This is a genomic window from Fructilactobacillus hinvesii (genome assembly GCF_024029435.1).
Taxonomy (GTDB): Bacteria; Bacillota; Bacilli; order Lactobacillales; family Lactobacillaceae; genus Fructilactobacillus; species Fructilactobacillus hinvesii.
In genome coordinates this window covers 328,650-352,126 of record NZ_CP097118.1, presented here as the reverse complement: position 1 = coordinate 352,126, position 23,477 = coordinate 328,650, and the positions used below count along the sequence as shown (strand labels likewise).

Genomic DNA, 23,477 nt, shown 5'->3' with positions numbered 1-23,477 from the left:
AATCATGCTGGAAATTAGTAGCTAATTAGACAAAAAAGTGCTCCTGTTAAAAGCAGGACCACTTTTTGCGTTTGTTTACTTTAATTGCGCTTGAATCCGGGAGAAGAAATCCAAAAATAGTTGTTCATCACGTTGATCTTGCTCCCACATTAATTCGGGATGCCATTGCACCCCAACAACGGAAGCATCATTGGTTTCAGCTCCTTCAATCACACCATCGCGAGCCTTAGCGGTAACGTGCAGCGGAGCAGCTACGTCTTTTAACGCTTGGTGATGAATGGAGTTAACCTGCGGATGAGTGCCCATGGCGTGTGCCAGTGCACTTCCTGGTTCAACTTCTAGTTCATGAATTTCTGCCTGTGGTTTTTGAAACTCAACGTGTTCAATGGCAGAAGTAGGAAAATCAGTATTCACATCCTGATGCAAACTGCCCCCTAATGTCACATTAATAACCTGTAATCCCCGACAAATTCCCAGCAATGGTTTGTGCTGTTTCAGCATTTCCCGCACCAGAGCCATTTCAAAGTGGTCATGAGGAAGATAGTGCACACTTTCCTTTTGCTGCGAAGTTTCCCCAAACAATTGCGGGTCAACGTCTTGGCCCCCAGGAATAATGAGCCCATCGATTAAATCAACATAGCCAGGCACCATCTCTAGATCTGTCATTGGAATAATCACTGGCATTACTCCGTGCTTTTGCAAAACATCGATGAAAACCCGCGCCGTATAGTTAGCGTAATCTAGGTTAAAATTTTCGGTTTTAAGCCGATTCACGTTTGCGGCAATTCCAACTTTCAAGCTAGCGCCCCCTACTTAAAATAACTGACTGGTTTGTCAACATCAATTTTGGTCCCCGCAAATTTCTTGTTAATGTAACGCTGAGCTGCTTTACTGTGGTAAAGCTTAACTAGTTTCTTGTATTCGGGGTTGTTCTTATTCTTTTCAGCGGTGGCAATGACATTAATGTTACCCTTCGTAGCTTCATTAAGGTGCTCGTGATAAATAGCATCCTTTTTCACGTTCAGGTGACTTTGAAGAGCCATTGTGTTCCCAATCAAAACAGCAGCAACGTTCTTATCCTGTAAGAGCCGAGGACCAGTATGATCATCAACTTCTTGGAACTTCAGGTCCTTTTGGTTCTCACCCACGTTTTGCAGACTGTAGAGACCGGCTTTCGGTTCACCCTTAAGCGTGATTAAACCTGCACTTTGTAGCAATTTCAAACTTCTTGATGTGTTAGCAGGATTATTAGAAATTGCAATCGTAGCTCCATCTGGAATCTCTTTGACTGACTTGTACTGGTGTGAGTAAATTCCCATTGGCTCTAGATAAGTTGTTCCTAAAACAGCTAACTTACCTTTGTTACTGTGCTGGTTAAAGTACTGCAAATAACTTTCCATTTGGAAAGCATTTACGTCTACTTGGCCCTGAATCGTAGCCTTGTTTAAACTTACTCCATCGGAAAAATCCTTAACCTGTAAATTGATTCCGGCTTTTTTAGTTTCTGGCAGCTTAGCAATGTACTCCCAGACCTGAGTATCAGGACCATAAGATCCAATTGTAACGGTCTTAGACTGGTTACCGTGACCACCAAATTGGTACAAACCTAAACCACCGATAATTACCACGACGGCAATTCCAATGATCCATTTCCATGTTTTTTTCATATTAATGACTCCTTTTTTAGAAAGTTAAGAAAAATTTATAATCATTGTAATTTAACCACAGCAACTTACTATTAGTCAATAAATTGCTCTTATAATAGTTTTGCTAAATTAATTAGGATAAAAAAAGGCACCTTCGAATTGCTTCGAAAGTGCCTTTCGGTTTGCGTGGCAACGTCCTATCCTCGCAGGGGGCGATCCCCCAACTACTTTTGGCGTGCTAAAGCTTAACTACTGTGTTCGGCATGGGAACAGGTGTATCCTTTAGGCTATCGCCACCACACTCTGAGTGAACTTCGTTCCCTCAAAACTAGCTAATATTATTTTCTTCCGATTTTACCACTGCACTTTACTTGGTTAAGTCCTCGACTGATTAGTATTAGTCCGCTTCACGTATCGCTACGCTTCCACTTCTAACCTATCGACCTGATCATCTTTCAGGAGTCTTACTTCCATAAAGGAATGGGAAATCTCATCTTGAGGCGAGTTTCACACTTAGATGCTTTCAGCGTTTATCTCATCCATACATAGCTACTCAGCAGTGCGCCTGGCGGCGCAACTGATACACCAGCGGTATGTCCATCCCGGTCCTCTCGTACTAGGGACAGCTCCTCTCAAATTTCCTGCGCCCGCGACGGATAGGGACCGAACTGTCTCACGACGTTCTGAACCCAGCTCGCGTACCGCTTTAATGGGCGAACAGCCCAACCCTTGGGACCAACTACAGCCCCAGGATGCGATGAGCCGACATCGAGGTGCCAAACCTCCCCGTCGATGTGAACTCTTGGGGGAGATAAGCCTGTTATCCCCAGGGTAGCTTTTATCCGTTGAGCGATGGCCCTTCCATACGGTACCACCGGATCACTAAGTCCGACTTTCGTCCCTGCTCGACTAGTCAGTCTCACAGTCAAGCTTGCTTCTGCCTTTACACTTACAGAATGATTTCCAACCATTCTAAGCAAACCTTTGAGCGCCTCCGTTACTATTTAGGAGGCGACCGCCCCAGTCAAACTGCCAACCAGACACTGTCTCCGAGCACGATTAGTGCTCAGGGTTAGAGTGTTCACATAGCAAGGGTAGTATCCCACGGGTGCCTTCACCGAGACTAGCGTCCCGGTTTCAATGGCTCCTACCTATCCTGTACAAGCTATGTAAACACCCAATATCAAGCTACAGTAAAGCTCCATGGGGTCTTTCCGTCCTGTCGCGGGTAACCTGCTTCTTCACAGGTATCTTAATTTCACCGAGTCTCTCGTTGAGACAGTACTCAAATCGTTACGCCTTTCGTGCGGGTCGGAACTTACCCGACAAGGAATTTCGCTACCTTAGGACCGTTATAGTTACGGCCGCCGTTTACTGGGGCTTCATTTCGAGGCGTCGCCGAAGCTAACCTTTCCACTTAACCTTCCAGCACCGGGCAGGCGTCAGCCCATATACTTCATCTTACGATTTTGCATAAACCTGTGTTTTTGATAAACAGTCGTTTGAGTCTCTTCACTGCGGCTGACCTGACGGTCAGCACCCCTTCTTCCGAAGTTACGGGGTCATTTTGCCGAGTTCCTTAACGAGAGTTCTCTCGCTCACCTGAGGATCCTCTCCTCGACTACCTGTGTCGGTTTGCGGTACGGGTAGTTAATTACTAACTAGAAGCTTTTCTCGGCAGCGTGACATCAGTTGCTTCTCTACTATAATTTCGATCCTCATCAGCGCTTGTCAACCCGGTCAGAAGCATTTCACTCCTGACCTGACTTACGCTTTAAACATCCCTTTCCAACTGGATGCTCAACTTAGCCTTCTGCGTCCCTCCATCGTTCAAACATAATTAACTAGTACAGGAATCTCAACCTGTTATCCATCGCCTACGCTTCTCAGCCTCGGCTTAGGTCCCGACTAACCCTGGGTGGACGAGCCTTCCCCAGGAAACCTTAGTCATTCGGTGGACCAGATTCTCACTGGCCTTTCGCTACTCATACCGGCATTCTCACTTCTAAGCGCTCCAACAGTCCTTGCGGTCTGCCTTCATTGCCCTTAGAACGCTCTCCTATCACGCAACGTAGTTGCGTCCGCAGTCTCGGTAATATGCTTAGCCCCGGTAAATTTTCGGCGCAGAATCACTCGACTAGTGAGCTATTACGCACTCTTTAAATGGTGGCTGCTTCTGAGCCAACATCCTAGTTGTCTAAGCAACTCCACTTCCTTTTCCACTTAGCATATATTTAGGGACCTTAACTGGCGGTCTGGGCTGTTCCCCTTTCGACGATGGATCTTATCACTCATCGTCTGACTCCCGGACATAAATCAATGGTATTCGGAGTTTATCTGAACTCAGTAATCCAAGACGGACCCCTTGCTCAAACAGTGGCTCTACCTCCATGATTCTAATTCAGAGGCTAGCCCTAAAGCTATTTCGGAGAGAACCAGCTATCTCCAAGTTCGTTTGGAATTTCACCGCTATCCACACCTCATCCCAGCACTTTTCAACGTACACGGGTTCGGACCTCCGGTGCGTATTACCGCACTTTCATCCTGGACATGGATAGATCACCTGGTTTCGGGTCTACGGCAACATACTAATTCGCCCTCTTAAGACTCGCTTTCGCTACGGCTCCGCTTTTTCGGCTTAACCTTGCATGCAACTGTAACTCGCCGGTTCATTCTACAAGAGGCACGCCATCACCCCTTAACGGGCTCTGACTGCTTGTAGGCACATGGTTGCAGGAACTATTTCACTCCCCTTCCGGGGTGCTTTTCACCTTTCCCTCACGGTACTGGTTCACTATCGGTCACTAGGGAGTATTTAGCCTTGGAAGATGGTCCTCCCGGATTCCGACGCCGTTTCACGTGTGGCGCCGTACTCAGGATCCTGAACTGAGGGAATTCAATTTCGCTTACGAGACTATCACTCTCTTTGGTGCAGCTTCCCAACTGCTTCAGCTATCGAATTCTTTTGTAACTCAAATGTTCAGTCCTACAACCCCGAACCACGAAGGTTCGGTTTGGGCTATTCCCAGTTCGCTCGCCGCTACTTTGGGAATCGAAATTTCTTTATCTTCCTGTGGGTACTTAGATGTTTCAGTTCCCCACGTTTACCTCTACGTAGCTATGAATTCACTACGCAGTGATTAGTCATCACACTAATCGAGTTTCCTCATTCGGAAATCTCCGGATCACAGCTTACTTACAGCTCCCCGAAGCATATCGGTGTTAGTTCCGTCCTTCATCGGCTCCTAGTACCAAGGCATTCACCATGCGCCCTTTCTAACTTAACCTATAATCCTACGGATTATAAATTATTGAGTTTAGCGATTAAACACATTAAAAAACTCAAATTACACAATGGTTTTCTCGGTTAAAATTATATCAATCAATATAATTCTTACAGAAAATAATATTATCTAGTTTTCAAAGAACCAAGTTTGAGAGTAATCCTCTCAAAACTAAACAAGACTTTGATCGGTGTAAGGTTCCGTATTATTCCTTAGAAAGGAGGTGATCCAGCCGCAGGTTCTCCTACGGCTACCTTGTTACGACTTCACCCTAATCATCTGTCCCACCTTAGGCGGCGGACTCCAAAAGGTTATCCAACCGACTTTGGGTGTTACAAACTCTCATGGTGTGACGGGCGGTGTGTACAAGACCCGGGAACGTATTCACCGTGGCATGCTGATCCACGATTACTAGCGATTCCAACTTCATGCAGGCGAGTTGCAGCCTGCAATCCGAACTGAGAACGGCTTTAAGAGATTAGCTTGACCTCGCGGTTTCGCAACTCGTTGTACCGTCCATTGTAGCACGTGTGTAGCCCAGGTCATAAGGGGCATGATGATTTGACGTCATCCCCACCTTCCTCCGGTTTATCACCGGCAGTCTCTCTAGAGTGCCCAACTGAATGCTGGCAACTAAAGACAAGGGTTGCGCTCGTTGCGGGACTTAACCCAACATCTCACGACACGAGCTGACGACAACCATGCACCACCTGTCATTCTGCCCCCGAAGGGGACACCTAATCTCTTAGGCTAACAGAAGATGTCAAGACCTGGTAAGGTTCTTCGCGTAGCATCGAATTAAACCACATGCTCCACCGCTTGTGCGGGTCCCCGTCAATTCCTTTGAGTTTCAACCTTGCGGTCGTACTCCCCAGGCGGAATGCTTAACGCGTTAGCTTCGGCACTGGGAGGCGGAAACCTCTCAACACCTAGCATTCATCGTTTACGGCATGGACTACCAGGGTATCTAATCCTGTTTGCTACCCATGCTTTCGAGCCTCAGCGTCAGATGCAGACTAGACAGCCGCCTTCGCCACTGGTGTTCCTTCATATATCTACGCATTTCACCGCTACACATGAAGTTCCACTGTCCTCTCCTGCACTCAAGTTTCCCAGTTTCCGATGCACTTCTTCGGTTAAGCCGAAGGCTTTCACATCAGACTTAAAAAACCGCCTGCGCTCGCTTTACGCCCAATAAATCCGGACAACGTTTGCCACCTACGTATTACCGCGGCTGCTGGCACGTAGTTAGCCGTGACTTTCTGGTTAGATACCGTCACGCCGTGAGCAGTTCCTCTCACAGTCGTTCTTCTCTAACAACAGAGTTTTACGAGCCGAAACCCTTCTTCACTCACGCGGCGTTGCTCCATCAGACTTGCGTCCATTGTGGAAGATTCCCTACTGCTGCCTCCCGTAGGAGTATGGGCCGTGTCTCAGTCCCATTGTGGCAGATTACCCTCTCAGGTCTGCTACGTATCATCGCCTTGGTGAGCTATTATCTCACCAACTAGCTAATACGCCGCGGGTCCATCCAAAAGCACTAGCACCAAGGCCAGCTTTCAAACTAAAACCAGGCGGTTTTAGTTGTTATACGGTATTAGCATCTGTTTCCAGGTGTTATCCCCTACTTCTGGGCAGGTTACCCACGTGTTACTCACCAGTTCGCCACTCGGTCCGATCTAAAGTCAACTCAGTGCAAGCACGTCATATCATTTAGGAGACCTCGTTCGACTTGCATGTATTAGGCACGCCGCCAACGTTCGTCCTGAGCCAGGATCAAACTCTCATTTTAAATGAGAACTTTACTAGCTCTACTTTATTTGTTAATTAAGCGAATTGACTTCGCAAATGTTTAATTTTTAAACGCTAGTTTAAAAATTCCTTACACTTTTTGTAATCAAAATCTTGTTCAGTTTTCAAAGAACTACTCGGTTGTCCATCAATTTGACAACTTAATTATCATAACATCTTTTCAATGATTAAGTCAAGGACTAAATCTGATTAATTAGTTATGAAATGACTGACTCGCCGTCAGCGATATTTAATATATCAAGTTCAGTCCTCTGCGTCAACCCCTTTGGTGCAAAAAGGTCAATTTAGTTATCTTGATCCACATACAGTTCAATTCCTGCATCCGGATGCTGTTTTAGATACAGCTTCGTAAACTCATCCACAGCCTGGTGATCCTGCATGTTAATGCCCTCGCGACGCATTGCGGTAATTAAATCTCGATAGAATTGATCAAACTTGGGATTATACAGTGATTTTAAGCCCTTGGCGTTAATGTTTACCCAGTCAATCAAATGGTTGGCATTGGGGAGCTGATTTTGACTACCTAGGTATCCAAATAGTTTTTTGAGAGCAAACGGGATTAAGTCATAGAGAGCCTGCGTCTGCTCGTCTTCTTCCAATAAGACAACAAACCGTGAAAACATCACATCCCCCACCAGCTGATCGTCCCATTGGCTAGGTTCCTTTCCCATTCCAACCACCGCAATCTCTACGAAGCTATCAATGATGGTGGCTAAATCTTCTCGTTTAGCGTCACTCAATTGTGCCACGTCAGGTTCCTGATTAATCTGTTCTAACCAATGATCAATCTCTTGACCAACTGCTTGAAATCGTTGCATTTTATCCATATAACTACCATCCTTTCGTCTCATCAATTATACTATCAAAAGTGCTCTCGATATAATAGACAATCAAATTAATTCACCAAGGAGTGAGATCGTGAAAAAAATTGCAGTAATTAGTGCCAAACGAACCCCGATTGGTAAAATCAACGGTCAGCTCAGCCAACTAACTTCAGTCGAACTGGGGACAATTGTGACTAAGGCCGTGTTAGAAGATAGTGGACTAACTGCCAGTCAAGTTGACCAAGTCATCTTTGGAAACGTCATTCAAGCCGGTGGTGGTCAAAACGTTGCCCGCCAAATTGAGCTTAACAGTGGCATTCCGGCCAGCAGTACGGCCTGTACCATTAATCAAGTTTGTGGTTCTGGAATGAAAGCCGTTCGAATGGGACAAACCGCCATTCAAACCGGTGACTGTGACGTTGTCATCGTTGGAGGAACGGAAAGCATGTCCAACGCTCCCTACCTAAACCGACAGGTCCGCGGTGGTCATCCGTTTGGCAGCTTCGAACTAGAAGACAGCATCGAAAGTGATGGTTTAAACGACGCTGACAGCCACCAACCCATGGGTACCACCGCTGAAACGGTCGCTGATCAGTTTAACGTCTCCCGCGCAGAACAAGATCAATTTGCATTACGATCACACCAACAAGCTGCACGGGCCACTGAACAGCAAGCATTTGCCGACGAAGTGGTCCCCATTACCATCAAGAACAAGAAACATACCGTCACCATCACCACTGACGAAACAATTCGAACTGATACAAGCTTGGAGAAACTGGGAAAGTTACGCCCCGCCTTTGCTCAAGACGGAACGGTAACCGCCGGGAATGCCGCTAGCCTCAACGATGGCGCCTCTGCCCTCGTACTAATGTCGGTAGAAAAAGCAACCGAACTGGGCTTAACTCCCGAAGCCATCCTAGATGACTATGCCGAAGCGGGCTGCGATCCCCAAATCATGGGCTATGCTCCCTACCACGCCGTCACCAAACTTCTTGGCAAAACAAACGAAACCATTGATGACTTTGATCTAGTCGAATTAAACGAGGCCTTTGCTTCGCAAAGTGTAGCCGTAGCAAGAGATCTCCACATTGATCCCGCCAAACTGAACATCTCTGGAGGAGCAATTGCCCTGGGTCATCCATTGGGAGATTCCGGCGCCCGGATTTTGACTACCCTAATCCACAATCTGCACCGCACGGGCAACCAACGAGGGCTTGCCACTCTTTGTATCGGTGGGGGAATGGCAATGGCCTACAGTCTCCATTTACCGCAGTAACAATCTTAGTTGTCATCAGCACCACAATTCTTTATAATGGAAAATCGTTGACTTAAAATAGTAAGGGAGTGTTTGATTATGACTTGTATTTACATTCGTAAAGCAACTGAAAAGGACTTAGATGACATCAGCGAAATCATTAACGCTGGAAGAGGATTCCTCAAGGAGCAAGGGATTGACCAATGGCAAGGGTCATACCCGTCTCGAGACGACATTAAACGCGACGTTGATAACGGAATCGCCTACGTCTTAGAAGTAGATGGCAAGGTTGCCGGTTCCGCAACGCTACACCTGGGCATCGACCCTGACTACCTGGAAATGGAAGAAGGAGAATGGGAACACGGTTCTGAAGCTCACTACTCTGCCATTCACCGGGTTGCGGTTTCTAACAACTACCGCGGTCAAGGCCTTGCTTACAAATTAATTAGTGGGCTCCTCACCATTTCAAGCCTACTTGGGTTTAAAGACGTCAGAATCGACACTCATCCGAAAAACGAAGGGATGCAACACATCATCTTAGCTAGCGGTTTTACTAAACGGGGAATTATCCGAACTAAGATTGAAGAAGACGACCGCTTCGCTTACCAAATCGAATTACACTAGGAGAAAATCACAATGGGAACCTCAGCAGTAATGTGGAAACTGATTATTATGGTTAGCACGGCCCTTCTGGTGACTGCCGCGGCTTTAATTTGGGTCTTAACCCATCAACCGCGCACGCAACCGGTCCGCTTAATCATTCTCATCATTATTTTGCTTGCGTTACTGCTGCTGTGGTTCACATTAGTCCTCTAAACGAAAAGCTTCGAAAACTAAATTTAGTTTTCGAAGCTTTTTTAGTTAGTTTACAAAAAGGTGGCTACATCACCAGCCGAATTAAGGCCAGCGAAATCACCCCGACCGCCACAATTACCAACAGATTTTTACTGACCACTGCAGCAATTACCGTCGGCACGGACGAAATCAGGTTCGGCCAGTCTAAACTTGGCAACTGGCCCAGGTGTTGGTGAAACAATCCGGTAAACCAGAGGGCTGCCATGATTACCACCGGAACAAAGCTTAAAAATTCCACCGCAGCCATTGGCAATTCAAATCGTTTTAAAAGCAGAAATGGAAGCACCCGATTCAACCAGGTTACTAATCCACAGCCCACAATAACTAGGAGCACAAATTCAAAAGAAGGCATTTTTTAACACCACCCCCAGTCCGCAACCCACCAGCGTTACGATAATTAACAACAAGTTGCTGGGAATAAAAATCAAGCCAACGTAGGTTAAGGCAAGGGTCAGCAGGATCATAATCACCTGTAGCCGCCGGTCAATCGTTCGATCAGCCGCTACCTGTAAATACAGTAAACCGATGAACATGGCCAAGAAGGCAAAATCCAAACCAAAGCGGTTGGGATTCGGAATTAAACTCCCTAGGGAGCCACCAATTCCTGAGGAAATAATCCAGGTTAAATAGGCAACTACGTTTGCAGTATTCAACCAATCAAAGGATAACTGGCGCTTGGTGTAATTCAATTTGTTCATGCTTAATGCAAAGGTTTCATCCGTTAGTAACGAACCAATGATGACGTTGCGCAGTAACGACTCCTTCTTCATGACCGGCGCCACCGTCATTCCCATCAGCAACATTCGGGCCGACAACAAAAACACCGATAACACGATGGCAGAAAAGGAACTTCCAGAGACCAGCATGCTCACAATCACAAATTGTGCTGCCCCAGAATAGGTAATGGCTGACATGAGCACAATGATCAAGACGTTCAGTCCAGCGGCTTTAGCCACGATCCCAAATGCAAGCCCCACCCCAATGTAACCAGAGAGGGTGGGAATGGTATCTTTAAACCCGGCACCGGCGCTTAAATCATTCTTCACAGACTATACCCCTCCTTGCTCGGATTGGCCGTCTGCCGTTTTAGAATGACGGGCTCCGTAGAAGATGTAAATTAATACCCCGATCACAAACCAGCAGAGGGTCAAGATTTTAGCATCGTTACTTAATTCCCAAAAGATTACGAACGAAATCAGAGCTGAAAGTGCTGGTAGGACCGGGTACAATGGCATCCGAAACTTTGGAACCGGCAGATCCTTCCCCTCACGCGGTCGCAGAGCATAAATTCCTAGAGACACGAACATGAAAGAAATCAACGTTCCGGCTGAAACCAAGTTGGCTAGGAACGTAAACGGTAGCATTGCTCCGACTACTACGGCAGCCACCGTAACCACGAGCAGCGCGTTGGCAGGATTGTGCTTCTTGTTAACCCGACCTAATTTGCGGGGTAATAGTCCATCCCGACCAAAGGCATACACTAACCGGGAACTAGCTAGTTGAGTCCCAATTAGCGAGGCAAAAATCCCAACAATTGCTACCAACGACAGCATGTTTGCCGTCAGCAGATGGCCAGTGTGGCGCAAGGCCCAGGCTGATGGTTCGGCATTTCCAGCGTAAGTGCTGTACTTAAACATTCCCACCAGAACCAGGGAAACCCCCACAAACAGTAAACTTCCAATGATCAACGTCCCTAAAATTCCTCGAGGCATGTTCTTGCCTGGATCCTTTGTTTCGGCGGTATTAGAAGCAATCACATCAAAGCCCCCGTATGCCACAAAGACCTGGGCTGCTCCAGCCAGAATTCCAGTAAAACCACCAAAAGCGGTCCCCGGACGGTGCGCCGGGATAAACGGGTGGTAGTTAGCGGGGTGAATGGCCGTTAATCCCACCACGATGAACATTACCACCACGGCAACCTTTAAGATCACCAACAGGTTTTCAAGCTTATTAACTCCCGCCATTTTCCGACTCAATAATAAACTTACTAAGATGATGGAAAGCGCCGCAAATACGTCAAAAAAGCCTCCCGTTTTCGGGTTGTATCCAGACGCTAGATACGCTGGGAGATGGAAACCAAACTCCCCTAAAAATCCCTGGACGTAAGCTGACCAGCCGGATGCCACAAAGGTAATTGCCAAAAAGTATTCAGACAGCATCAACCAACCGGCAATCCAACCAAAACCTTCTCCAAACAACACACTAATCCACGAAAAGGCCGACCCGGCAACTGGTAAAGTAGCAGCCATTTCAGCATAAGCTAACGCCGCTAGTCCCGCACCGATTCCCCCCACCAAAAAGGCAAGGGCCACCGCTGGTCCCGTGTGTTCTGCCGCTACAATTCCAGGCAAGGTAAAAATGGCGGTTCCAACCACCATTCCCAAGCCCAGCCCCAGCAAATCCTTCGTGGTCATATGGGGTTCTAAGCGGGAATCTTGATCAATTAATCCCTGTGCCGAAGCTTTTCGGGTCAATCGTTCCCAAATTTTATTCATCCTAAAAACCTCCTTTAGCAAACTAGTTTAATTATTGATTCATTATAATGGTTAATTTTTTGCAAAGATACACCTTTCTCAAAATAAGTTATAATTAACGAAGCCCACGCGAAATCATTTTCACCAAATCGGCTTCATTAAAGAACCGTTTTGGGTTGGAATTTCGTACTTAATAGCGTAGAATAATTATTATTGAGGAACCAAACATATGTTCACATTGAACAGAAAGGGTGCTTTGAATGGCCACAAATTCAAAAAAGAGCGCACAAGATGCTCGTCAAGCCGAACTTGACAAAGCTTTAAAGCAAATTAAAAAAGAATTCGGAACTGGTGCCATCATGCGGATGGGTGAATCACCAAGCTCCAACGTTGAAGCCATTTCCACGGGGATTTTATCCTTAGACATTGCCCTTGGAATTGGTGGTTTCCCCCGCGGCCGGGTGGTTGAAATCTTTGGAGCAGAATCGTCTGGGAAAACGACGATTGCCCTCCAGGCCGTCGCCGAATTACAGAAAAACGGCGGGACCGCGGCTTATATTGATGCCGAAAATGCGATGGATCCCGAGTACGCAAAGGCACTGGGCGTTAACATCGATGACTTGCTTCTTTCCCAACCGGGAACTGGTGAAGAAGGACTGCAAATTGCGGATGCCCTAATTGGTTCCGGTGCAATTGACCTAATCGTAGTTGATTCCGTGGCGGCGCTTGTTCCAAAGTCTGAAATCGAAGGTGATATTGGCGATTCCCACGTGGGACTACAAGCGCGTCTAATGTCTCAAGCCCTCCGGAAACTGACGGCCAACATTAACAAAACCAAAACCGTAGTGATTTTCATTAACCAACTGCGAGAAAAAGTGGGAGTAATGTTTGGTAATCCCGAAACCACTCCTGGTGGTCGGGCTTTGAAGTTCTACTCCAGCATTCGGCTACGGGTCAGCGGAAGTAAGCAGTCCAAAGATGGTCAAGAAATCGTCGGAAAAGAGACTAAGATTAAAGTGGCCAAAAACAAGGTTGCTCCGCCCTTTAAGACGGTTGACACGTTGATGAGTTTTGGTCACGGAATTGAACCAGTCGCTGACATGGTAAACCTGGCCGTAGAAAAAGACATCATTAACAAGTCTGGATCCTGGTATTCCTATGGTGAAGAACGCTTAGGCCAAGGATTAAATAAGACCGTTGCAAATCTAAAAGAAAAACCAGAACTAGTGGATGAATTAACCCACAAGGTTCGGGTGGCTTACGGAATTGAAAAAGAAGAACCCCAAGCCGCAACAGATGCACAAGCGGAAAATGAAAAAAACACAACCCCAACTACGGACGACACTGCTAAACCGAGTGAAACTGATTTAGACGTTTAACCAACTTAAAAGAGACACTTTTCGAAAAAGTGTCTCTTTTTTTAATGAAAATGGGGAAGTAAATGATGTCGCTGCAGCTGAGCCGCAATTAGGGAAACGACGATGGCCTTCACCGCATCCACTGGTAAAAAGGCGACACTACTAATTAAAACTTGGACGAAAGACAATCCACTTTGACAAACAAGATACGCTGCCCCAACGAGGTTCATCAAGACCATTCCTCCCACTAAGTTGGCAATTAAAAAGACCCAAAAACGGGGGCGTCTAGCCAAGTGATCAACTAGCCATCCGATTGCATAAGCACAAAAGGGCCAACTGATTAAATACCCAGCGGTGGGACCAAAGAAAACGCCGAACCCACCCCGAAAACCAGCTAACAGTGGGAGTCCTACGGCAACTAACAGCAAGAAGAGAGTCACGCTCCAAAAACCGAGTTTGCGTCCCAAACAAGATCCCGCCAGCATGATCCCGGCCGTTTGAAACGAAATGGGCACCGGTAAAAAGGGAATCGTAATCAACGGAATTAATCCGAGACACGCAATGATGGCAATCATTAACGCGCAGTAAGTCAGTTCTTTTATTCTCATAAATGTTCCATCCTTTACACATAGTTGGTTTAATTGTGCCAAACCTGGAGCAAATTGCCCACCTGATTGATAACATTGCCGTGCTACTGCCCTTTTGCGCCGAACAGTTTCCTCTAAATGTCACTTTTATAATCCTCCCACCGAAAGTTAAATCTGGTATACTAAACGTAATCGAATAGCTGGGGTGCCAATTTACGGCTGAGATAATACCCGTTGAACCTGATCTAGGTAATGCTAGCGGAGGTAACCTGACACACAGTTGTCGCAAAAAAATTCAACCGTCCCCCATCTTGGAGGGCGGTTTTTTATTGGAGGAAGCTATGGAAGCAGCAGTCACACTGCAACATTTTAGTTTTAAATACCCGAATCAACCAGAACCTTTGTTTCACGACGTTCAGTTAGAAATTCCCACCGGTCAATTTTGGCTGTTAAGTGGCCCATCTGGATGTGGTAAATCAACCCTATTGGAATTGATGGCTGGGTTAAGCACCCAGGAATATCAAGGGACAATTACCCTCAACCAACAACCTCTCGACCAATTACCGGCTGAGGACCGTTCTAAACTAGTGAGCTTGATGCTCCAAGATCCCAACCAACAGTTTGTGATGCAAACGGTCGCTGGCGAGCTCCAATTTGCTTTGGAAAATCAGCAAACTGATCCAGAGCTCATCCCCGATCGCATTCACGCTGCCTTAGATTTTTGTCAAATCGGCCATCTCGCCGACCGGCAGGTGCTCTCCCTTTCTGGGGGGGAAAAACAAAAGGCCATTTTAGCCACCATGGTTGCGCTTGATCCGGCCATTTTTCTGCTGGACGAACCGTTTGCAAGCATTGATCCGCAATCTAAACGAGACATCCTGCGCAAACTCCAGCAACTGCAAAACGAACGGGGCAAAACCATCATTGTTTCCGATCATGATTTAACCGGTTATCAGGATCTGGTAGACCACGTTGTCACCGTAGAACCCGGAACTCACGAGCTCCAACTCCTATCTCCAGCTGCCCAGGCTGAATTATTTGCAAACCGGCAGCAACCAGCGCAACGTTTTACGCTTCCTTCGACTGATAGTGGCCTGTTTCAACTCCAGGACTATCAAATTAGTTATGAAGCCACTACATTGCTGTCGGTACCATCCCTTCGAATTCCAGCGGGCTGCACGTTACTAACTGGTCCCAGTGGGAGCGGGAAATCCACTCTTTTAAAGAGTCTCAGCAAGCTCCAAAAGTACGCCGGGACCATTGACCTGAACCACCACAACATTCAAAAAATCAAAAACAAACGTTACTACGACCAGTTGGGACTGGTTTTTCAATCAGCCCCTGATCAATTGTTACGGGTCACCGTCGCCGAAGAATTAGAATTATCCCTTCAAACTAGCCAGTGTTCCACGTGGAACAAAGAATCAATTCAGCACGCATTAGCACAATTACAGCTGACGGGCCACGAGCAACAAAGTGTTTACACCTTAAGTGGCGGACAGCAAAAGAAACTCCAAATCCTGGTGATGTTAATTCGCAACCCAAAAATTTTACTCCTAGACGAGCCCTTTGCTGGATTGGATCAGGATTCGGTGGTCACCGTGCAGAAACTACTAAAACAACAGTACCAAGGTCCTGATCACCTATTGTTAGTCATTAGCCACCAGCGCTTTGCTACGCCCGGCTTCTATGAATATCACCTCCACCTTGCCGATCACACGTTTACCTATCAGGAGGCTCACTAATGAATCCCGCCCTAAAATTACTATTAATCGTTTTAATCGCCTTTGAAATTTCACTAATCCCCAATTTAACCATTAATCTGGCGTTAATCATCGTCTGCCTTGGCTACCTCATCTGGAAACAAGGACGCCAGCTCAAAACGGTGGGCACGTTCAGTTTAATTGCTTTGTTACCCGCCCTTGGAATCTTCTTTTCCCAGGTGTACTACGGCACCAACGGTTTGTACATGGGTAGCGTCCTCTTCACCAGACTCTACGCCTACGTGTATCTTGGGCTAAGCTTTTCACTAACAACACCCATGCTCCGCTTAGCACAAGCCCTGGAACAAAATGCCCACGTGCCGTCCAAATTTGTCTACGGGGTGCTTGCGGCCATCAACCTCGTCCCTCGGTTTCAACAGGAACTAAAAGTGATCCGGGCCAGCGGTAACATGCGGGGGCAAGTTTTGCATCCGTGGGGACCCACGATTTACTTCAAGGCGCTAGTTGTCGCCCTTGGCTGGTCTAATCACCTCGCCCGCGCCATGGAATCACAGGGCTTTGTGGAGGATCAACCCCGGACCTTTGCCAATCCCATCCGAATCACAAAAAGAGACTGGCTGGTTTTACTTGGTGCCCTCGTGCTCGTCCAACTGGTGCTCTTTCTCGCCCCGGCCTAGGAAAGGAGCAGCAAAATGAATGATAATGAAACGGCTGCTAAGCTAATCCAGGCTTATTTTCAACAACAACAAATCACTGACAGGGACCTGATCAAACTTGCCCGCGCCTATCAAGGTCAGTATAGTCAACTGCCAGCCGATGAGATCACTAAAAACTGGTTCACTGCCTTACTCCGTAATCCGACTGTCTGGCAACCGGCCCTCATGGTAATTGAACTGACTAAAGCAGCCCCGAGTTTCCCCGCCGTCCTCAACCACATTTCCCCAGCTGAGCTCTGGCAACCCCAACTCCTGCAGATCGCTAGTGTAAATGGAACAATTGGGACTTCTAACTACTTTGAAATTAAGCTCAACCAGCAACCACTCATTAAGCAATATCTTCCCACTTCAGATCCACTGGCCCTAGCGCTCAGTGCAGCACTATCGGGAGCGTTAGCCCAATGGGACTCCTAACGCTGAATTAAATTTTAGTTACAACGGGGGAGCCAGCCCCAAGAGTTTGCTAAAATAAGACTAATGGCCTACTAACGGATGCTTGGTGAGCGTAACGGTGCTGGTGCTAACCAACTGGTCGGCGTGCTTGATGTTCACCTGCCAAACTTGAAGACGATGACCCCGTTGTACGGGAGTCGCTGTCGCGGTGACCAGTCCCGTACGAACCGAGGCTAAGTGATGGGTTTCAATGTTAACGCCCACGGCAGCTTCGTCAGACCTTAATTGTTGATTAGCTCCGATACTGGCAGCTGTTTCCGCTAACACACAGCTCATCCCGCCATGCATCAAGCCGTAAGGTTGTTGCTCCCGTTCGGTCACATTTAAGGTCAACACCACCCGCTCGGGCGTTACGAGCTCGGTTTGAATGTTCAATAGTTCAAGTAAATTCACGTTCTTCACCACTTCCGTTAGTTTGCTACAGTTTATTCCATTATTACCATTGGAGGTTCTTATGACAACTACCTGGGAAACAATTCCAAATCAATACCAAGATATCCTGTTTGAACGCTGTGATAAGGTTGCTAAAATTACCATTAACCGACCCGAAAAACGGAATGCTTTTACCCCGCAAACCGTCAATGAAATGATTGATGCCTTCGCCCAATGCCGCGACGACGAAACCATCGGCGTGATTATTTTAACCGGTCAAGGTGACCTGGCCTTTTGTTCCGGTGGCGATCAGGGTGTCCGGGGCAACGGCGGTTACGTCGGTAGTGACCACATTCCCCGCTTAAACGTCCTCGACCTACAACACCTGATCCGGGTGATTCCGAAGCCCGTGATTGCCATGGTGCGGGGTTGGTCCGTCGGCGGAGGAAACGTCCTCCAACTCGTCTGCGACCTAACAATTGCTGCTGACAACGCCAAGTTTGCCCAATCTGGGCCAAAAGTTGGTAGTTTTGACGGTGGTTATGGCTCGGGATTACTGGCCGACACAATTGGGATCAAACGGGCCAAGGAAGTTTGGTTCACGTGCAAGACCTATACTGCCGACGAAGCCTTTCAAATGGGCTGGATTAACAAAGTTGTGCCGTTAGCCGACGTGGAACAAGAAACCCTCGACTGGTGTGACGTGCTCTTACAACGTTCACCAATGGCACTCCGGTTAATCAAAGCTTCTATGAACGCTGCCACTGATGGTTTAGCCGGAATTCAACAACTAGCTGGTGATTCCACCCTTCTCTACTACACCAGTGATGAAGCTAAGGAAGGGCGCGACGCCTTTTTGGAAAAACGAAAACCAAACTTTGACCAATTCCCGAAATTTCCTTAGAAACCAGGTTCACAATGGATAATTGGTTACAAAAACGAACCCAACTAACGCCCAAACGGCTGGCGCTCTCTTTTCACGACCAGCACTGGAGCTTTCAAGAACTGCAACGACAAGTTAATGGTCTCTGTGCCCGCTTACAACCGCGGTTAGTAAAACCAGGGCGCGTTGCCATCCTAGGTAACAACACCCCTGCGTTATACATGGGGATCCTGGCGCTGCAGCAACTCGGTGAACCAATTGTGTGTCTCAATAAGCATCTAACGATTCCCGAACTACAGTATCAAATCAAAGATGCCCAGGTGCAGACCGTTTTAACCACCCAGGAATTTCTGCCACAATTACAGGCTGCGGCCGCTGTGAAACTCCTGGCTCTCGATCAGCTGGAATGGCAGCCGCAAGCTGACTGGACGGCCCAACCAACCGATCTGGATGCGTTAGCTAGCATTATGTACACGTCAGGAACGACCGGACGCCCCAAGGGAGTTTGTCAAAGTTACCGCAACCACTGGACGAGTGCGATGGGGGCTGAATTAAACTTGCCAGTCACAAAATCCGATTGCTGGATTTGTGCCGTCCCGTTGTACCATATCAGTGGTCTTTCGATTGTAATGCGGAGCCTGTTGTACGGCATGCCAGTGCGGTTATACGAACACTTTGATCCCCAGGCCATCACGCAGGATTTGGTGCACGGTCAAGGAACCATCATTTCGGTGGTGCCTTACATGCTCAAAAAGTTATTGGCTGCAAAACACGAACCTTACTCTGATAACTTTGGCTACATGCTCTTAGGGGGTGGCGCAATTGATCAGGCCACGCTGGATCAATGTGAGCAAAAACACATCCCGGTGATTCAATCCTACGGGATGACGGAAACGGCCTCGCAGGTCGTAGCGCTCAATCCAGCTGATGCCCAACGAAAGCTAGGCTCGGTGGGCAAACCGCTCTTTCCGGTTAGTCTTAAGATTGCGAATGTGAGTCGCCCTGGCGAAATCGGTGAAATCCTGCTCAAAGGCGATAATCTGACCCCGGGTTACTTGAACCAACCGCAACGACTGGCGGAGAAAACAACGGCATCTGGTTGGTTTCGGACCGGTGATCTCGGCTACGTCGACGATGAAGGCTTTTTGTACGTCAAAAGTCGACTCACCGAACTCATTATTTCCGGAGGCGAAAACATTTATCCCCACGAAGTTGAGCAGGTGTTGAATCAACTACCTGGTGTGCAAGAAAGTTCCGTCGTGGGTAAAACCGATGCCACTTGGGGCTCCATCCCAGTCGCTTTTTTAGTGACGGACCAGGTTTGGAATCTGGCAGAAGTCCAGGAATTTCTCACCGGCAAACTGGCTAAGTACAAGTTCCCCAAAGAACTTCACTTGGTTGACCACCTGCCTAAGACTGCGAACGGAAAGTTACAACGAGTGGAATTGGTAAAGTGGTTGAAAAAGCATGAATAATTAAAATAAATAAACCCTTTAAGTTATATCTCTATAGCTCAAAGGGTTTATTTTATGTTTTAAGAACCAATTACCTTTTATAAAAAGGACGAAACCAATGCTCAGGTTTAATTAAATCGCTTACATCAATTGGCTGTTCTTTTACCGGAACTCCATCTCCAGATAGTATAAATCTCCATTCTTGTTGATACCTATATTCATCACGCTTTAATGATAATAAATATATAATTTCTTTTGTATCTACTATGGTGGAAGAATTTAATTTTCTATTAGCAATCTGTCGAATAACATTAGTTGAATATCTCACTTTATTTAAAGATAAATATAATCCTTGACATTTATATTTTTTATTAAATTTATCAACAAAAACGTAAATGTCTCTAAATAAAATACAAGATCCTTCACGATCTTTATTCATATCACTATTAATTAAGTTATTTTTAAATTCCTCAGAGGGTTCAATGGCTGTTTTATCAGGATAACCACTACTTACTTCAATAACGTCTTTAGGATAACATCCAGTTAACGATAATATTTTAAATTTATTTAAATTAGCGGGAACAAATGTATCTACGCGATTTAATCCTTCATTAGCATTCCCAGGAAAAACACCTTCTAATTCATCACCTTGTCCATTTAACAATCCACTTTTATGAAAAGCATTTAATGACGAAAAATATAATTTTCTATTGATAAAGTCATTGAAATGAGCTCCCTTTTTATCAAATCTTATAAAAAGACATGGACTACTACTGTTCGAATTTAATATCGTCATATTAAAAACCTCTAAATATTAATTTCCTTATGATTAATTAACTAAATAATAACAAAAAGACATTAAAGACGAATTAGCAATCTACTAATCGATGCCGATACCTCATCCGCACGTGCGGAAACTCAACTTCTAAAAACGGCTCGCCTTCAATTACGAATCCCTGTTTTTCGTAGTAACCAACTGCCTGCATTTGCGCGTTAATCACAATTGGTAACCCAGGAAATCGAGTTTGGCATAGTTTGAGAATGGCGGTTAACAATTCGCGCCCTTTCCCAGTTCCGCAAACTGCAGCACTTGTAAGTACTCGGCCAAAGGTCACGTGGTCTCCATCCCGAAATACCCGAGCATAGGCAATTACTTCCCCCTGGTCCGACTGCTCAAACAAATGTAAGGCCGTTAAATCCTGGTCATCCGGATCACAATAATCAATTTTTTGTTCCTCAACAAAGACTTGGGAGCGAGCCCGCAAAATTTGGTAGACGGTCACTGGATTCATGTCTTGGAGGTGCTGAACTTGAAACATTGGAAATCCCTTTCTGTTAGTTTTCGACTGAAATTGAAATTAGTTTACCATTTTGATAGCCCCAAAGCCCAGACCTAATAAACTAAATTCCAGAAATTTGAAGGAAGCAGAGTTTATACTAGGGGTAAAATCAACCAACAAAGGAGAACCATCATGACAGAACTTATGAATGCCATCGGCTACACCCACTACTTACCCATCGATAATCCCGAGAGTCTCTTTGAATTTCAAACAGCCATTCCAACGCTTAATGACCATGATTTACTGGTCCAAGTAGACGCCGTATCGGTCAATCCGGTTGATATTTTTACCCGTAAAGGGCAATCATCGACTCTAAATGAACCAAAAATCATCGGCTACGATGCGGTCGGAACTGTGGTTAAAACGGGATCAAACGTGAGCTTATTCAATGTTGGTGACCGCGTCTTTTATGCGGGAGCTTACAATCGGCCTGGTAGCAACAGCGAATACCAAGCCGTTGATGAACGCATTGTCGGTCATGCTCCGCAGCAACTAACTACCGCTGAAGCAGCCGCCATGCCCCTCACGAGTCTCACTGCTTGGGAATCACTATTTGAGCAAATGAACATTGACCGGAACCATCACGAAGCCAATGCCCAACAATCGATTTTAATCATCAACGGCGCTGGGGGCGTCGGGTCTGTAGCCACCCAGTTAGCCCACTTAGCCGGACTGCAAGTCATTGCCACCGCCGGAACTCCGCAAACCAAGGATTGGACGCTGCAGCACGGCGCCGATTACACGGTTGATTACCATCAAAATCTGGTGGAACAAGTGCATCAGCTGGGCTTTGAAACGGTTAACTACGTCCTCGAACTCCAAAATCTGGATCACTATTGGGATGACATTAGTCAGTTAATCGCTCCGCTTGGAACCATTGTTTCGACGACTGGGAGTGGCAAAGATCTCAACTTTCAACCGTTGAAACGGAAGATGGTCCGCTTTGGTTGGGAATGGATGTACACCAAGTCGTGGTATCAAACCCCGAACTTGATTACCCAACACGAAATTCTTGACCAAGTCAGCCAGCTTTTAGATCAAGGCCAGTTACAGTCCACGTTGACTAAAACGTTCAGCCCTATCAACGCCGAAAACTTACGGGCGGCCACTAAGTTAGTGGAGAGCCACCAAATGATGGGAAAAGTGGTTGTGGAAAATTAATTAAATCAAACAAAAAAGTCTACCTCACACAACTGAGATAGACTTTTTCTCTTTTATAGTAACTATTTAAAGAAGACGTACAAGATTACCAAGACAAAGAAGACATTCAAACAAAGAGAAATGATGCTCACCAATCTTCTTAAAATTAGTGAATTTTCAGTCGCCAGTTCTCCTTCATTAAATTCAGACTGATCTTCAATAAAATATAAAACATCTTTATTTAAGCACTTGGCTAAATCATGAAGTAATTCAACGTTGGGAGAACTTCGGTCATTCTCCCAGCCCGATAAAGTTTTTCTGGAGATGTTGATTTCGTCAGAAAGTTGCTGCTGGGTTAGATTATTTTCCATCCGCGCCTGCTTAATTTTTTCTGATAATTTCATAAACTAATACCCTTTCTCAGAAAAGCTGATGAACCTTTTTATAAAAGGTTACAAACTATTACTAATTAAAGCAATGTCTTAATCATTAATCATCTGTCTTAAAAACTACTCAAGCGCGGAATGAAGGTAGTTTAACCGATTTTAACTTGATAAACTACGAATAAGGAAAAGAAGGAGGATGAATTATGAAGTTTAAATTTGTCAAAATATATCCCAGTATTGGTGGCAACATTTTCCAGATTATCTGTGGTTTATTTTTAATGGGAACCGGATTATACGGAATTTTTACCAAACCGCTCCCCACAATAATGTTAGTCCTTGTCACTTTAGCGGTAATTTATTTTGCCATTTGTACGATTAAAATTGCACTAGCTCTGAAAGATAAAATCAAGCAAGCATAAAAACACAAGCAAGCAAAGGAGAATTTCTATGCCAATAAAAAATAACCTTGGTTGGTCAATTGTTTCATTAATTGCGTCCCTTATTTCTATCTGGATAGCAGCAGTCGGATTTTGTAACCAGAATGCACCTCTATTTCTAAGAGGAATTTGCATCATTATGTTAATCTTCGTGGTGTGTTGCGCAATTAAAGCTAGCCTAGTAATCATAAAACGCTTAAAAAAATAATAAAAAGAAACGGAGGAAAATTAATCTATGCAAACAATCAAAAAAATCGGCTGGCCAATCGTACAAATGATTGCATCATTGATTGCAATCTGGCTTTCTATATCTGCCATTTGTTACAAAAACGATCCAATGATATTGAGAGTCATTTATATCATTGGATTAATCTTCTTTATATGCTGTGCAGTTAAATCTATTTGGGCACTCAAAGAAACATTAAAATCATAATAAAAATGGGATTAGTCTGAAACGACTAATCCCATTTTTATTAT

The 23,477-nt window shown here is 45.8% G+C and carries 23 protein-coding genes, 3 rRNA genes and 1 riboswitch; of the genes, 12 read left to right on the top strand and 14 right to left on the bottom strand.

All coding sequences use genetic code 11. The features are described 5' to 3' along the window. Positions 1-75: 75 nt before the first annotated feature. From M3M39_RS01675 to M3M39_RS01650, 6 genes are all read right to left on the bottom strand, one after another. Positions 76-798 (bottom strand): gamma-glutamyl-gamma-aminobutyrate hydrolase family protein, encoded by a 723-nt coding sequence (locus tag M3M39_RS01675; RefSeq protein WP_252797501.1) that lies wholly within the window; start codon positions 796-798, stop codon positions 76-78. Positions 799-809: 11 nt separating this feature from the next. Continuing rightward, complete coding sequence (locus M3M39_RS01670) at positions 810-1,667, bottom strand: MetQ/NlpA family ABC transporter substrate-binding protein (protein WP_252797500.1); 858 nt, start codon at positions 1,665-1,667, stop codon at positions 810-812. A gap of 163 nt (positions 1,668-1,830) precedes the next feature. Further along, a 5S ribosomal RNA gene (rrf, locus tag M3M39_RS01665) occupies positions 1,831-1,947 on the bottom strand. Positions 1,948-2,017: 70 nt separating this feature from the next. Then, positions 2,018-4,933, bottom strand: a 23S ribosomal RNA gene (locus M3M39_RS01660). Positions 4,934-5,146: 213 nt separating this feature from the next. Further along, positions 5,147-6,722 (bottom strand): 16S ribosomal RNA (locus M3M39_RS01655). Together the 16S, 23S and 5S rRNA genes form the textbook arrangement of a ribosomal RNA operon. Positions 6,723-7,026: 304 nt before the next feature. Continuing rightward, a complete protein-coding gene (locus M3M39_RS01650; protein ID WP_252797499.1) occupies positions 7,027-7,569 on the bottom strand; it encodes a hypothetical protein in 543 nt (180 codons plus the stop codon). A 91-nt stretch (positions 7,570-7,660) separates the two neighbouring features. On the opposite strand from M3M39_RS01650, the gene M3M39_RS01645 reads away from it, so the two are divergent. The 3 genes from M3M39_RS01645 to M3M39_RS01635 all read left to right on the top strand — a co-directional run bounded on the left by M3M39_RS01645 (position 7,661) and on the right by M3M39_RS01635 (position 9,637). Then, positions 7,661-8,842: a thiolase family protein gene (locus tag M3M39_RS01645; RefSeq protein ID WP_252797498.1), complete on the top strand. Its 1,182-nt coding sequence runs from the start codon at positions 7,661-7,663 to the stop codon at positions 8,840-8,842. 78 nt (positions 8,843-8,920) lie between these two features. Beyond that, the gene (locus M3M39_RS01640; protein WP_252797497.1) at positions 8,921-9,445 is read left to right on the top strand and encodes a GNAT family N-acetyltransferase; all 525 of its coding nucleotides are present in this window, start codon (positions 8,921-8,923) and stop codon (positions 9,443-9,445) included. Positions 9,446-9,457: 12 nt separating this feature from the next. Beyond that, entirely contained in the window at positions 9,458-9,637 is a 180-nt protein-coding gene (locus M3M39_RS01635) for a hypothetical protein (RefSeq protein ID WP_252797496.1), read from the top strand. Between the two features lie 64 nt (positions 9,638-9,701). Here M3M39_RS01635 and M3M39_RS01630 read toward each other — a convergent pair whose 3' ends face one another. Genes M3M39_RS01630 through M3M39_RS01620 form a run of 3 tightly spaced genes read right to left on the bottom strand, consistent with a single transcriptional unit; the run spans position 9,702 to position 12,171 of the window. After that, positions 9,702-10,028 (bottom strand): AzlD domain-containing protein, encoded by a 327-nt coding sequence (locus M3M39_RS01630; protein ID WP_252797495.1) that lies wholly within the window; start codon positions 10,026-10,028, stop codon positions 9,702-9,704. Then, positions 10,015-10,722, bottom strand: coding sequence for an AzlC family ABC transporter permease (locus tag M3M39_RS01625; protein ID WP_252797494.1), 708 nt, complete (start codon positions 10,720-10,722; stop codon positions 10,015-10,017). The genes M3M39_RS01630 and M3M39_RS01625 overlap by 14 nt, the downstream gene beginning before the upstream one ends. A 3-nt stretch (positions 10,723-10,725) precedes the next feature. Then, complete coding sequence (locus M3M39_RS01620; RefSeq protein ID WP_252797493.1) at positions 10,726-12,171, bottom strand: APC family permease; 1,446 nt, start codon at positions 12,169-12,171, stop codon at positions 10,726-10,728. Between the two features lie 239 nt (positions 12,172-12,410). Between M3M39_RS01620 and recA the strand changes: the two genes are divergently transcribed. Continuing rightward, positions 12,411-13,529 carry a recombinase RecA gene (gene recA / locus M3M39_RS01615; RefSeq protein WP_252797492.1) on the top strand — a complete coding sequence of 373 codons (1,119 nt, stop codon included), beginning with the start codon at positions 12,411-12,413 and terminating at the stop codon, positions 13,527-13,529. A 41-nt stretch (positions 13,530-13,570) separates the two neighbouring features. On the opposite strand, the gene M3M39_RS01610 is transcribed toward recA, so the two are convergent. Continuing rightward, a complete protein-coding gene (locus M3M39_RS01610; protein WP_252797491.1) occupies positions 13,571-14,116 on the bottom strand; it encodes a biotin transporter BioY in 546 nt (181 codons plus the stop codon). Positions 14,117-14,286: 170 nt separating this feature from the next. Continuing rightward, positions 14,287-14,380: riboswitch (TPP riboswitch) on the top strand. Between the two features lie 56 nt (positions 14,381-14,436). On the opposite strand from M3M39_RS01610, the gene M3M39_RS01605 reads away from it, so the two are divergent. Genes M3M39_RS01605 through M3M39_RS01595 form a run of 3 tightly spaced genes read left to right on the top strand, consistent with a single transcriptional unit; the run spans position 14,437 to position 16,949 of the window. After that, positions 14,437-15,840 (top strand): ABC transporter ATP-binding protein, encoded by a 1,404-nt coding sequence (locus M3M39_RS01605; protein ID WP_252797490.1) that lies wholly within the window; start codon positions 14,437-14,439, stop codon positions 15,838-15,840. Next, complete coding sequence (locus tag M3M39_RS01600) at positions 15,840-16,496, top strand: energy-coupling factor transporter transmembrane component T family protein (RefSeq protein ID WP_252797489.1); 657 nt, start codon at positions 15,840-15,842, stop codon at positions 16,494-16,496. Before M3M39_RS01605 ends, M3M39_RS01600 begins: the two co-directional genes overlap by 1 nt. A 15-nt stretch (positions 16,497-16,511) precedes the next feature. Further along, on the top strand, positions 16,512-16,949 hold the full coding sequence (locus tag M3M39_RS01595; protein ID WP_252797488.1) for a hypothetical protein: 438 nt from the start codon (positions 16,512-16,514) through the stop codon (positions 16,947-16,949). A gap of 60 nt (positions 16,950-17,009) precedes the next feature. Here the strand turns inward: M3M39_RS01595 and M3M39_RS01590 are convergent, their stop codons facing one another. Continuing rightward, positions 17,010-17,381 carry a PaaI family thioesterase gene (locus M3M39_RS01590; protein WP_252797487.1) on the bottom strand — a complete coding sequence of 124 codons (372 nt, stop codon included), beginning with the start codon at positions 17,379-17,381 and terminating at the stop codon, positions 17,010-17,012. A gap of 61 nt (positions 17,382-17,442) precedes the next feature. Between M3M39_RS01590 and menB the strand changes: the two genes are divergently transcribed. After that, on the top strand, positions 17,443-18,264 hold the full coding sequence (gene menB / locus M3M39_RS01585) for a 1,4-dihydroxy-2-naphthoyl-CoA synthase (RefSeq protein WP_252797486.1): 822 nt from the start codon (positions 17,443-17,445) through the stop codon (positions 18,262-18,264). Positions 18,265-18,278: 14 nt separating this feature from the next. Beyond that, entirely contained in the window at positions 18,279-19,718 is a 1,440-nt protein-coding gene (locus M3M39_RS01580) for an o-succinylbenzoate--CoA ligase (protein WP_252797485.1), read from the top strand. A 70-nt stretch (positions 19,719-19,788) separates the two neighbouring features. On the opposite strand, the gene M3M39_RS01575 is transcribed toward M3M39_RS01580, so the two are convergent. Both M3M39_RS01575 and M3M39_RS01570 read right to left on the bottom strand, forming a co-directional pair. Further along, positions 19,789-20,493: a hypothetical protein gene (locus M3M39_RS01575; RefSeq protein ID WP_252797484.1), complete on the bottom strand. Its 705-nt coding sequence runs from the start codon at positions 20,491-20,493 to the stop codon at positions 19,789-19,791. 73 nt (positions 20,494-20,566) lie between these two features. After that, the gene (locus tag M3M39_RS01570) at positions 20,567-21,016 is read right to left on the bottom strand and encodes a GNAT family N-acetyltransferase (RefSeq protein WP_252797483.1); all 450 of its coding nucleotides are present in this window, start codon (positions 21,014-21,016) and stop codon (positions 20,567-20,569) included. A 153-nt stretch (positions 21,017-21,169) separates the two neighbouring features. Between M3M39_RS01570 and M3M39_RS01565 the strand changes: the two genes are divergently transcribed. After that, complete coding sequence (locus M3M39_RS01565) at positions 21,170-22,198, top strand: zinc-binding alcohol dehydrogenase family protein (RefSeq protein ID WP_252797482.1); 1,029 nt, start codon at positions 21,170-21,172, stop codon at positions 22,196-22,198. Positions 22,199-22,260: 62 nt separating this feature from the next. Here the strand turns inward: M3M39_RS01565 and M3M39_RS01560 are convergent, their stop codons facing one another. Continuing rightward, a complete protein-coding gene (locus M3M39_RS01560) occupies positions 22,261-22,581 on the bottom strand; it encodes a helix-turn-helix domain-containing protein (RefSeq protein ID WP_252797481.1) in 321 nt (106 codons plus the stop codon). A 185-nt stretch (positions 22,582-22,766) separates the two neighbouring features. Here M3M39_RS01560 and M3M39_RS01555 point away from each other — a divergent pair, with 185 nt between their 5' ends. Next, positions 22,767-22,982, top strand: coding sequence for a hypothetical protein (locus M3M39_RS01555; protein ID WP_252797480.1), 216 nt, complete (start codon positions 22,767-22,769; stop codon positions 22,980-22,982). A 253-nt stretch (positions 22,983-23,235) separates the two neighbouring features. Then, positions 23,236-23,433 (top strand): hypothetical protein, encoded by a 198-nt coding sequence (locus M3M39_RS01550; RefSeq protein ID WP_252797479.1) that lies wholly within the window; start codon positions 23,236-23,238, stop codon positions 23,431-23,433. Positions 23,434-23,477 lie beyond the last annotated feature (44 nt).